Source organism: Rhizobium sp. BR 315 (assembly GCF_050577975.1).
Classification (GTDB): Bacteria; Pseudomonadota; Alphaproteobacteria; order Rhizobiales; family Rhizobiaceae; genus Rhizobium; species Rhizobium miluonense.
Map to the genome: position 1 here is coordinate 13,404 of NZ_JARWKZ010000050.1, position 12,088 is coordinate 25,491.

Below are 12,088 nucleotides of genomic sequence, written 5' to 3' on the forward strand. Positions count from 1 at the left end.
ATAATCTCATCAACAGCCGTTTTGGATCGGCTATAGTTTTCAAACGTTAAGCGGTTGGCGGGCGTTTTGGAGACTGCTTGCGAAACCGCAACCCAGGGGAAGGACACGGTGGAGGAGCCGTGCCCCGGGGACAATGGGTCATTCATAGGAGGAGAACGATGGCACTTGTCAGCGGCTATCATCATTTGACGCTTTGCACCGACGGTGTGCAGGAAGATTACGATTTCTACACCAAGGCGCTGGGCCTCTATTCGGTCAAGCGCACCGTGCTGTTCGACGGCACGATACCTGTTTATCATCTCTACTACGGATCGCGCAGCGGCGAAGCCTCCACGATCATCACGACGTTCCCATTCCGCAAGCCTGCAGTGTTCGGCAAGCGCGGCACAAACCAGTCGAAGGTCATCCTGCAGGCGATCCCGGTCGGTGCCGCCGGCTACTGGGTGGACCGGCTGAACAGCCGTGGCATCGAGGCAGCCAAGATCTCGCGCTTCGGCATCACCCGCGTCGCCTTCAAGCATCCATGCGGCATCCCGCACGAGCTGGTGGAAAGCCCGGCCGATAGGCGTCCCTCGATTGTCAACGAAGCGCAGGGTGTCTCTGACTCGCACGGTATCAAAGGCATTTACGGCGCAGCGATCGCAGTCTTCGACCGCACCTCGATGGATGACTTCCTGAGCGTTGGTCTGGCGATGAAGAAAGAGGCCGACAGCGACGAGGGCCTGATGTTCTCCGTGCCCAACGCGGGCGGCCCGAGCAGCATGGTGGAAATCCTGCACGAGGCGAACGGCCCGCAGGGCACCTGGACGCTTGCCGGCGGCACCATCCACCACCTCGCCCTCAATACCGGCAACGAGGAGAACCAGCTGGCGCTCAAGGCGCATTTGGAAGGCCTCGGCTTCACCGACGTCTCCGACCAGAAGGACCGCAACTACTTCAAGTCCTGCTACGTGCGCTCGCCGGGCGGGGCGCTGTTCGAGATCGCTTGGTCAGTGGAGGGCGGCTGGGCGCTCGACGAGCCCGCGGACAAGATCGGCTCGACGCTGGTCTTCCCGCCGTGGTTGTCTAATCGCATTGCATCCGTCAAGCTGGTTTTGGCATTTAACGACCTTGCCGGCTTGCGGGTTTAGGCAACGCGGCTGAACCGATTGAGTGGATCTGCCCTCTGCGGCCATGTCCTTCTGAGCTATCCAGTGCTGGGAGCAGGGTTGTCTCCGCGGTCGACAAATGCCGCCGCACAATGGTCTTCGCAGGTGGGATCTTCCTAATGTTCGAGGCGCAGTCTCAACGAGCTGCAGCCACTAGAAGCGGAATGATCCTGCCCACGTCCGCAGCAGGGACGCTCAGCACCAAAGTTAAGTGGCGCGCTGAGGGACGAAGGCTGAGCGTGCCTATAGCGTCGCGCCAGCCGATGCGTTGAACACTACTCCCGTCTTGAGCATGCTGTGCATGATGACCGCGAGTTTCCGGGCGACGGCCACAGCGGCCCGCTTGAAGCCAAGTCGCTCGCGCAGCTTAAGTCCCCAACGCTTGAGGCTGCTCTCGGTCCTGGCACTGGTTCTCGTCAGCAGCGTTGTCGCTGCTTCGTAAAGCAACCCACGTAAGCGATTGTCACCCCTGCGCGAGATATGGCCGTCATAATCGACCTCGCCTGATTGGTAGCGCCGGGTTGTCAACCCAAGCCAAGCGCCCACCGAGCGCGACGTTCGAAAGTTTTCCGGATTTTCAATTGCCGTAACGTAGGACACCGCGGTAACCGCGCCGATTCCCGGAATTGTCATCAATAGCTTCGTGGCGCCGCTCGTACGTGCCGCAATCAGCAGCTGGCGACCAAGATCGGCTGCACGTTTGCGGATATCGTGCCACGCCTCCAAAAGAGGCAAGATAATCTTCGCAAGCTCGTTGTTCCCATCCAAAAGCTTCCGTACATCACCATCAAATACTCGACCCTTCGCTTTCGGGACGATCAAACCGAAGGTTTTCATCAGACCGCGGATTTGATTGCCGAGTCGTGTTGAGATGTTCAGGAGCTGTTCGCGGGCAGCCACCAACGTGCGGGCCATCATGGCGTCAAACGACTTGACGCGAACCGTTTTGTAAAAGCCTGCTTCAGCGAGTTGAGCTAAGCCGTCCGCATCGTTGACATCAGTTTTGTTGAGCGTCTCGTTCAATACCTTTTGCGCGTGCCGCGCTTCAATGCAGATCGCAGGAACCCCCTCGGTCGTCAGCGCGTGATAGAACCACGTCGACAGCGGTCCCGTTTCGAATACGACGCGCCGAGCGCGCGGAGCATGCTTGCGGATCATCTCTGCCAGAAGTTTTGGATCCGAAGGGCACTTCCCCCGCCAGATCCGCTTGCCGTTCTCCCGGATCGATATCGCGGTATCTTTCAATGAAACATCAAGCCCAATATACTGGTTCATGGTTGCCTCCATCCGATGTTTGGGCCCGGTTCCAATCGAGAGCCCGTTTTTCCATCTTATCGGGGGCAACCACCCTCGCCAGCCCAAAAAGCCAGGGCGAGATCGCGCCGCGATTACTCCATGTTCGAGCACCGTCGCGAGGAACTGATCGCCGGCCTGGAACCCGCAAGCTTCTGAGCCGGATCGATGACGACGCATCACACACCTCTACTCCTCGGCGTTACTCCCGAGGAGGCGCAAATCCACTGCATCTTTATTCATGGGCGAACCCAGTCCCCCGAAGACATGCGGGAACAGGTGATCAGCAGGCTCAAGGTCTCGCGCGTGGCTTTCGTGCTGCCGCGAGCCGCTGGCAACAGCTGGTACGGCGCGCGGGCCACCGAACGGCTGACACCGGCGACGCGCGAGGAGCTCGACAGGTCGCTCGTTTACGTCCGCAGCATCGCGGACGATCTTTCGCGGCGACGTCATGCTACGCCGTTGGTAATTGGCGGCTTCAGCCAAGGAGCGTGCCTCGCACTGGAATATGCGATGAAATACGGGCCATGGCAGGGCGCCATGGCCAACCTCACCGGCTGCCGTGTCGGCACGGTTGAGTGCGACAGGCCCTTTGCCGATCTTGACCGTATGCCGGTCTATCTGACCGGCTCGGACAAGGATCCCTGGATTCCCGTCGAAGCTTTTAGTGGAGCTGTGGAAAACCTAGCCCGAGCTCGGGCGCGTCTGCGCTGCGACGTCCTGCCTGACCGCTCGCACGAAGTTTCGAGCCAAGAGATCACCAGCCTTGAAGATCTTTTGTCTGCAATCGTCGATGACCGCCGCGCAGCTCTGTAGGCTACGACCGCGCCGCCCTCGACCGTGTGCGCACGCGCGCTGCCGCCGCCAGGGAAATACCGCCGGAGGTGATCGAACAGTTCGGCAAGATCATGCGTGAGAACCTCACGCAGGTTTCTGCGTGCGCAAACCGTGGCCGACTGCTACTCCGAGGCGTGGCGGGATTTTGCTCCACCTTTAACAACCGATAGAATTAATTATTTAATAACGCTCTCATAAGGTGCATATCTGCCCACGAACCGTGGTAGATTGCATGATCCAGTAAGCCATGGCGTTACAGCCGGCAAATTTCGGCTGCTAACGAAGGCGTTGGGCGCATATCGGATACCGACGCCGATATCTAAGGCAATGTACATTGTCACATACATTCAGGGCGTTGGTATCATCAAACTAGATCGCCGCCGGTTGGAATCTGTTCAAGCGCAGCTGAATCCGATTAATGCGCTCGTGAGTTTCGAGAAGAGACAAAGCGCTCCTTTTACGTCTAGATTTTAATTTCCAAATTGCCACCCCTTTAGGGCTGAAGTCTGCGCGAGTGATGACATTGTGACGCAGGGTAGAGTTCTGCGATTATGCTCGTATTGAAAGCCGGACATGATCCACTGATATGCGTGATTGAGTGGATACGTCTTTAGCGTCGACCCACTCAACGCGGTACGCCGTGGCCGCTTTTGGCATGAAGGCTGGCGAATTCCCTCACTGATATCAAAACTGGCATAGATTAAGGCCTGAATTTGTAAGCGCATACTCTCAAACACTACGGACTAGGTGCGTCCTGTGATCGATGAATCAAATGTAAAGTGACGACCAGGGCCTTCTGATGTCAACTGCGTGTTCTTGCTCATTGCTACCCGAGATATCGGGTAGCAATTTGTCTATCGCGTCAGAGCGGTCTGACGTTCTCCGCTTTTGACTTTCCAGTCTTTCGATCCTGGCCGAGATCATAGGAAACGGACTGCCCCTCTCTCAGCACATCGCCATATTGCAGGGCGGAGACATGAACGAAAACGTCGGGTCCTCCGGATTCCGGCGTGATGAAACCAAAGCCTTTGTCAGTGTTGAAAAACTTAACCTTGCCTGTCGGCATAACAATCCTCATGTCGTTGCGGTTTGATCGCGGTGGCAACCTAACGGTCAGCCCTTGCCAGATCAAGCCGATCTGGCAAGGGCCTCGAAGGCAGCGATCTTCGGGGTCGAGTGCGTGAAAGTCATGTCAGTAGATGCTTTTCTATTTCTTGGCTTCGGGCATATTCAATGCATATCGCGTATGGCGGCGTTCGCCGCTCCGGCTCAGCGCTCCCTTCTCCACCATATCGTGAAGGTCTCGTGTTGCTGTCGCTCGGGAGGTCCCGGTGGTCGAGATGTAGTTTTCTGCGCTCAAACCGCCTTTGAAGCCTTCAATCCCTTCGCGAAACATGCGAGCGACGACCTTGTCCTGGCGTTCGTTGAACTGGCCGCGGAATCGGTCGTAGAATTTCCCTTTGCGGATATAAAACGCGACACGGGCAAGGGTCGCCTGCTGCGTCCAATTTGTGTTGCATTCCGTCCTGATTTGACCCTTCTTTCCGCCTGGTGGCGACCAAGCCGGGTGGAGACAGACCTATGAAATGCTTCGTTATTTTGAACCAGCTGTGGGTCATCGCGAAACGGTAATTGGGGTGAATTTAGTATGGAATTCAACACCGGAAGGGGACAACAACACAAGTTTCGGACAAGCGCCACCATCAGCCCACCGGAGCACTGTCCCTTGAAAAGCAACTGCCTCGATTGGACACCGAGCAGATCACAAGGTTCTTAGTAAAACGGCTACGATACAACCACAGGATCGAGGTCGCCTGACAGTCCGGACGTTTCGTCATAAAGCCGGCTCTAATATTATGAAAACGATACCTAATATTAGGATTGATTAATTTAATATTAACTATGAGTTAAGCAGCATACGATAGAATTATACTGTTGATTAACTTCAGGTGTCTTAGGTTGTCATTGGAGTGTCGTAATGTCTATTCTTGATCGCGGCGCAAATGCTATTGCTATTATTTCTGCATTGTCCAAATCGCAGGCCATGATCGAATTCGATCTTTCTGGCAAGATTCTCACAGCCAACGAGCATTTTTGCGGTGCACTCGGTTACGAGCTCTCTGAAATCAAAGGCAAGCACCATAGCATGTTCGTCGAGCCGGCCTATGCGCGGTCCCCGGAATACAAGGCATTCTGGTCGAAGCTCGCGGCCGGAAACTTTGACCAACAGCAGTATAAACGTATTGGCAAAGGCGGCAGGGAGGTTTGGATCGAGGCCTCATACAATCCTGTCTTTCGTCGAGGCAAACCGGTCAAGGTTATCAAGATCGCCACCGATATTACCGCCAGCAAGCTGAAGGCTGCCGAGGACGCCGGCAAGATCGAAGCCCTATCGCGGGCACAAGCTGTCATCGAATTCACTCCAGCTGGCGAAATTCTGACTGCCAACGAAAATTTCCTGTCAGCCCTCGGCTATTCGCTTGCGGAGATCCGGGGCAAGCATCATTCGATGTTCTGTGAGGCTTCCTATACGGCATCGGGCGCGTACCAGGACTTCTGGAAGAAACTGGCCGCCGGTGAATTGGTCGCGGATGAATTCATGCGTTTGGGTAAGGGAGGTCGGAGGGTTTATATCCAGGCCTCGTACAACCCGATCTTCGGACTTGATGGCAAGGTCTTCAAAGTCGTCAAGTTTGCGACGGATGTGACAAGCCGCGTCGAAAACGTCGATCAACTCGCTGCGTGTCTCACAAGTCTCGCCGAGGGCGACTTGTCGCAAAGGATTGAGAAACCATTCATCCCCTCGCTTGAGCGGCTGCGAACGGACTTCAATAGCGCGTCCGATAAACTGAAGCGCGCCATGTCGACGGTCGCGGACAACGCGCACGCGATTGCTTCTGGCTCGAATGAAGTACGGATTGCGGCTGACGACCTTGCCAAGCGCACCGAGCAGCAGGCAGCTTCGATAGAGCAGACTGCGGCCGCGCTTGAGGAGATCACGACGACTGTCAAGAATTCCAGCCAAAGGGCGGAAGAGGCCGGAAGACTTGTTGCCCGGGCGCGGAACCATGCCGAGCATTCTGGCGATGTCGTGCGAAATGCGATCGATGCCATGGATCAGATCGAGGCGTCATCACGTGAGATTTCAAGCATTATTGGCGTTATCGATGAAATCGCGTTCCAGACAAACCTGCTAGCGTTGAACGCCGGGGTCGAGGCGGCCAGAGCCGGAGACGCAGGCAAAGGATTTGCCGTTGTGGCACAGGAGGTGCGCGAGCTGGCTCAGCGGTCGGCAAAGGCGGCAAAAGAGATTAAGACGTTGATCACGGCATCCGGCGCTCAGGTTGCCAATGGTGTTGCCCTTGTTACCAATGCAGGCGGCGCGCTGCAGGAGATTGCTAGCCAAGTCCAGGAAATCGACACCAATGTGGTGGCGATCGTGGATGCGGCGAGGGAGCAGTCGACTGCTCTCGGTGAGATCAATCAGGCAGTTGATACTGTCGATCAGGGCACGCAGAAGAACGCAGCCATGGTCGAAGAGCAGACAGCCGCCAGCCATAGCCTCGCACGCGAGGCGGCCGCCTTGTTCCAACTGCTCGAGCAGTTCAAGTATGGTGAGCAGCGGCGAGCCTCGGAGGCTCCCAAGATGGCAATCCCAGCTTCTCAATCTGCCGCTCAAAGCGCCGGCCGACGGATTCGACCGCAGTTTCAGGTGCAAGGTTCCGCCGCGCTGGCGGTCGATAATGGTAGTTGGGAAGAGTTCTGACTGACGCAACGCGCCTAACATCACAATCAAAAGCGCGCGCGGGGGCCTGAGGATTAACCGGTAGCCGCTATTTCGTCACGAGCAGCACTGAGCAATATGCAATCCGCGATCGCGCTCTTCATGCTCTCCAAGAAATCGGATATCGCGGCTTTGGTGATGTAACGGTGATTTCGGACGGCGCCGACATCCTGAAGCGGTTTCCCCGCGCCATGCCGCAACCGACGGCCCATATCATAGACTGGTTCCACATCGCCATGAAGATCCAGCCCATGCAGCAGATCGCCGATCATGTCGCTCGATCCCAATCCGAACGCGCCACCAATTTGCAAGCCGAAGCCGCCTCTGCTGCGTGCCGCCTGAACCCAGGGAAATTACCGGTCCCCTTCAGAATGCAGACTGTTCAATCTCACAACGTTTTGCGTTTACGCTCTCCGGATAGTGACCTTCTTGTTCCGACTCTCGGTTGAGTGTAATGTTGATGAAGCTTAGGATTGTCTTTACTGCAGGGCTCACTGAATGACTTGGACATCGGTATGACGCAGGTGCAACATGTGGCTCCCGGCGAGCGGGTCGGCGTACTTGATGAACTCAGGCTCCTGGCTGCACTTGCGGTGATGCTCTTTCATTTCGGGTTTCGGGGCAAAACGCTTGGTGTTACCGAGATGACCCTTCCAGCCTGGATATCAGTGTTGAAATACGGGTATCTGGGCGTGCAGATGTTCTTCGTGATAAGCGGTTTCGTCATCGCCTACTCGGCCGAAGGGCGGACACCGATGCAATTTGCTATCGCACGCTTTGCGCGAATTTATCCGATGTTCGTGTTGTGCATGACGCTGACTTTCCTGATTGTCGTCATTTTTGGCGCGCCGCAAATCAACGCGACCGTTTCGCAATGGGCCGCTAATCTGCTCGTCCAGCCCGAATTGCTGGGGCAACAGGTCATAGACGGCTCCTATTGGTCGATCTCATACGAGGTCGTGTTTTACGGCTGGGTTTTCGTTCTGATGACATTGGGCGGCTTCAAGCGCCGGCTGTATCCGGCCATTATTGTTGGCTGGCTACTTGTTTCAATAATAGATCGCGCTTTCTTTGCCAATCCTTTGATGCGCCATCTCGCGCTGACCGACGAAAGCGGCTTTTTCTGTATCGGCTTGGTTTTTTATGCTGTGTTTCGTGAAGGCTACACACTTCGCAATTTCGTTTTGCTTGTCTTATCCGTTGCGGTTGCTCTGCACCAATCCCTGGAAATGGCTCAATGGAATCGGGAAAATTACGGTGTGGGCTATAGCGATCTGGTCGTCTCCATCTCCTGTCTTGCCATTGTGGCAATTGTCGCCTTGGCGATAAAGCGACAGCGTTCGCTTTTGCCTGGAGGCATGATGCTCGCGCTTGGCGGCATCAGCTATCCTCTTTATCTGTTGCATCAGCACATCGGCTACGTGATCTTCAACAAGGTCGGGGCGACAGCTTCGCCGGAAGCCGTTATAGCGGTGACCGTGCTGCTTTTGATATGCATTTCATATTTGCTTTGGCGCTTCTTCGACGAGCCGTCTCGACGGCTGATCAGGTCAGTTTTGACGCGGCTATTCGACAATGGATTTTATCTATCGCGGCCGAAGAAAGGTACTTCCGGAGCGGAATGAAGCAAAGCAAATTGAGCCGCATCTACGTGATGCGGCTCAATCACACGGCAGCACTCGTCGGAATGCGATTTCGGAGATGGTCTTCGCCGCCGTTTGATAAACTCAGCCTTTGATCGGGTCTTTTTCCAGCCCGTCTGCGGCCGCACACGGTAGTTCCCATACATTAGTACGCACATCCTAAAGGTGTCTTGTCAAGAAAATAGGAATAAATACCTACAACCGGCACGTTCTTGCCATGTTTGAACAACACAATCCGATTTGTCTTTCGATACTGAAAGGCGAGTTGGTTGAATATAAGTTGGAAAACGGAAATTATGACCCTCTATCAAAAATCGTTGGACAATTTGCTTGTTGTTAGCCAGTCGTCTTCCTCGCCTGGCACTGGCTGGTCAGCTGTTTCAAATCTGCAAACGGCTATTAATAATGCACGCAGTAGTGCAAAGCCGCTTCAACTGCTCCCCGGCGTATATCTCACCTCGCAGATCCTCGTCGACACTGCGAGCGGCGGTGGCAACCGCCTTGAACTGTTTGCAGAGCAAGGCACCGTAACCGTTAGGCTCAGCGCCGCCGCTCCCTACCTGCTGAACGTCAACAACGTTCCGGATGTTGTCGTTCGCGGCATCAATTTCGACGGCAGCAACCAGACGATCAATGGCTCCGGAATCGCGGGGCTGATCCGCTTCGACGGATCATCCACCACGGACTTCATTTTTTCTGAGTGTAACGTCTCGAAATCGATGGCGACAGGGGTCGTGGCGGTTAACAACGCGCGTGGCCGCATAGCAGATAATCGCATCTCCAATTGTGGGATTGGGATTTTTGCTATCGATTCTCAAGTCTTCATTGAAAACAACGGGTTGAGCACACTGAACGACAATGGCATTTGTGTTTGGGCCAGCACGGTCGGCGGCAATGGTTCGGTGGTGTCCGGTAACACGGTCAACTGGGTCGATAACGCTTCGGGGGGCACCGGCCAATACGGAAATGGCATCCTAGTCTATAGGGCAGGCAATGTTAAGATCAGCGAAAATAATGTCTTCAATACAAAATTCTCCGCCATCCGGCTGAACGCGGCAAACAACGGTCATGTCGTCAACAATTACTGCTGGAACATGCGGGAGGTGGCGATCTTTATCGAAGCCCCCGGGGCCGGCGAAAATCTGAGCGGCGGCATCATCAGTGGAAACAACATCGATACCGCCGGACTTGGCATAAGTGTCGCCAACTCCGGACTTTACGGCGATGGCATCGCAGATCGATGTGTCGTGTCGAACAATAATATCATCAACATTACTAACAATGCGATTCCTTATCCCGATGGTTCGACATCACTGACAACCGGGCGTGGTATTACGGTGGAGACGGACACGATCGTTACTAACAACGTCATTTCCCTAACAGTTGGCGCAGCTATAGGGCTTGGGGTTAACGACGCCGCGAAGGATATCATGGCGACAGGCAACTTGATTAACAATTGCCCGATGGGAATCGCGTATTCGACCAACAACTCCGCTTCATCTATCCTTGTGAGTTCCAATGTCGTGCGAGGTTATCGCGATATCTCTAACGTGGCTGATCCCAACTATCCGATTTCAGGCGCGATCGTCTCGTACAGTTTTGACGGATCCTCTTTCCAAAGAGACAAGAATGGCGGTTCGCCGAACACTGATTATGGCAATGCTACCCAGACGAGTTCCGGCCCACTCACCGTCGGCATGAATCGTGCAAATCCCTGAGTAATCTTCCCGCCCTGGGGCTCAGCCGTTTTCCGGCTGAGCTCCTTCCTGCCGCCGGACGGAATAGTCTTCGAACCTGTTTTAACGTTCGTTAACTTCAAATCGTCAATGATGAGTACTGTACTATTCAAGGTGAGAGCGATGAAATAATGCCCTTGTCAAAGCGAAATATTGTCCGGTACTTGGCATCTACCGTAGACGCTGAGTTCAACGGCTGCCGGGATGAGGTTTGCATAGCAAACAGGATCAGATTTCTGACGCCGTTCCGTTTGCTCAATACGGAAAACGCCTATTGACCGCCACGGAGCTCCAACCGTCCCGCGTCGCGCAGCCGCAGCTCGCCGCTTGGCGGCTGATCGGTACGGCGTGTGTCGCCATAGGGGTATTCCTGTCGGGTTTCGTCATCGCGGAGCCTGCACCCTACGAGCTGTGGCTCGCCTTTCTCATCGGCACATGGTTCATTCTCGGCCTGAAAATCTCGCGCCGCGTCGCGCCGCTTCTGGCCCTGTTCCTGACGTTCAATGTCGGCGGGATGCTCTCGATCACGCAGATGCACAACCTTGCCGCCGGCAATCATCTCGATGGCCCGATCTACATTGCCGTCTCGACCTTCCTCGCGTTGAGCTCAATCTTCTATGCGGCCATCATCGAAGACAGCGAAAGACGGCTGAAGCTGATTTTCAACTCGTGGGTGGCGGCGGCGCTGATCACTGCGAGCCTCGGCATCCTCGGCTATTTCCACGCCGTTCCCGGCTTCGACATTTTCACCCTCTATGACCGTGCCAAGGGCGCCTTCCAGGATCCGAACGTCTTCGGACCCTATCTCGCAGCGCCCAGTCTCTATCTGATCCACGGCCTCTTGATCGGCGATTTGAAAAAGGCGCCTATCAAGGCGGTCTGTCTTCTCGTTCTGGCCTTCGGCATCTTCCTGTCCTTCTCGCGCGCGGCATGGGGCCTGTTTGCCTTCTCCTCGGTGATGCTGATCTTCTGCATGCTGTTGAAGTACCGCAGCAACAAGTTCCGGCTGCGCATCCTGGTAATGTCGTTGACGGCGATCATCCTCATGGTCGTGCTGCTCGTCATTGCGCTGCAGTTCCCGCAGGTCAGCGACCTGTTTTCCACGCGCCTACAGCTCGTGCAGGAATATGACGGCGGACATCTCGGCCGCTTCGAGCGCCATAGTCTCGGCTTCTCGCTGTCGATGGAGCGGCCGCTCGGCATAGGGCCGCTGGTTTTTGGTCAGATGTTCGAAGAAGACGAGCACAATACTTGGCTGAAGACGCTGACTACCTATGGCTGGCTCGGCTTCTTCTGCTGGGTTAGCATGATCTGCTGGACTATTTACATCGGCTTTCGCAACCTCCTGAGAGAGAGGCCATGGCAGCCCTTCGGGATGATTGCCTGGATCGTCATTCTCGGCCATGTCGGCATTGGCAACGTCATCGATACCGACCATTGGCGCCATCTTTACATGCTGATTGGCATCGTCTGGGGCTGCGGCGCCCTTGAGCGACGCCATCAGCGAATGAACTTGAATTAGGGGGTAGAACAAGAACTGCTCTAAATCGTACGCTAAGGTCGAACGAATGATGAGCATACTGCAACCCGAAGAAGGTGTCCGGCAAGTCGCAAGAGTCTCAAGCCTTCGGACATTTGCTGCTCCGC

Annotated in this window: 8 protein-coding genes and 2 pseudogenes; 7 read left to right on the top strand and 3 right to left on the bottom strand. The window is 55.3% G+C overall.

The window, feature by feature from the left end; genetic code table 11:
• Window positions 1-158 precede the first annotated feature (158 nt).
• Complete coding sequence (locus QD409_RS29125; protein ID WP_430764360.1) at window positions 159-1,130, top strand: VOC family protein; 972 nt, start codon at window positions 159-161, stop codon at window positions 1,128-1,130.
• Window positions 1,131-1,391: 261 nt separating this feature from the next.
• Here the strand turns inward: QD409_RS29125 and QD409_RS29130 are convergent, their stop codons facing one another.
• Window positions 1,392-2,423, bottom strand: a complete 1,032-nt coding sequence (locus QD409_RS29130) for an IS110 family transposase (RefSeq protein WP_430764361.1) — start codon at window positions 2,421-2,423, stop codon at window positions 1,392-1,394.
• Between the two features lie 186 nt (window positions 2,424-2,609).
• On the opposite strand from QD409_RS29130, the gene QD409_RS29135 reads away from it, so the two are divergent.
• Window positions 2,610-3,257 carry an alpha/beta hydrolase gene (locus QD409_RS29135; protein ID WP_430764362.1) on the top strand — a complete coding sequence of 216 codons (648 nt, stop codon included), beginning with the start codon at window positions 2,610-2,612 and terminating at the stop codon, window positions 3,255-3,257.
• Window positions 3,258-4,140: 883 nt separating this feature from the next.
• On the opposite strand, the gene QD409_RS29140 is transcribed toward QD409_RS29135, so the two are convergent.
• Together QD409_RS29140 and QD409_RS29145 are read right to left on the bottom strand one after the other, a co-directional pair.
• A complete protein-coding gene (locus QD409_RS29140) occupies window positions 4,141-4,344 on the bottom strand; it encodes a cold-shock protein (RefSeq protein ID WP_430764363.1) in 204 nt (67 codons plus the stop codon).
• A gap of 141 nt (window positions 4,345-4,485) precedes the next feature.
• Window positions 4,486-4,779: pseudogene (locus QD409_RS29145) on the bottom strand (DUF4172 domain-containing protein); the annotation flags it as partial.
• Window positions 4,780-5,256: 477 nt separating this feature from the next.
• On the opposite strand from QD409_RS29145, the gene QD409_RS29150 reads away from it, so the two are divergent.
• From QD409_RS29150 to QD409_RS29170, 5 genes and pseudogenes are all read left to right on the top strand, one after another.
• Window positions 5,257-7,044 (top strand): methyl-accepting chemotaxis protein, encoded by a 1,788-nt coding sequence (locus tag QD409_RS29150; protein WP_092853020.1) that lies wholly within the window; start codon window positions 5,257-5,259, stop codon window positions 7,042-7,044.
• A gap of 50 nt (window positions 7,045-7,094) precedes the next feature.
• Window positions 7,095-7,355 (top strand): annotated as a pseudogene (locus QD409_RS29155) (ISKra4-like element ISMet1 family transposase); the annotation flags it as partial.
• A gap of 222 nt (window positions 7,356-7,577) precedes the next feature.
• The gene (locus QD409_RS29160; protein WP_430764364.1) at window positions 7,578-8,687 is read left to right on the top strand and encodes an acyltransferase family protein; all 1,110 of its coding nucleotides are present in this window, start codon (window positions 7,578-7,580) and stop codon (window positions 8,685-8,687) included.
• Between the two features lie 314 nt (window positions 8,688-9,001).
• The gene (locus QD409_RS29165) at window positions 9,002-10,423 is read left to right on the top strand and encodes a TIGR03808 family TAT-translocated repetitive protein (protein ID WP_430764365.1); all 1,422 of its coding nucleotides are present in this window, start codon (window positions 9,002-9,004) and stop codon (window positions 10,421-10,423) included.
• Window positions 10,424-10,715: 292 nt separating this feature from the next.
• The gene (locus tag QD409_RS29170) at window positions 10,716-11,963 is read left to right on the top strand and encodes an O-antigen ligase family protein (protein ID WP_430764366.1); all 1,248 of its coding nucleotides are present in this window, start codon (window positions 10,716-10,718) and stop codon (window positions 11,961-11,963) included.
• Window positions 11,964-12,088: the final 125 nt, after the last annotated feature.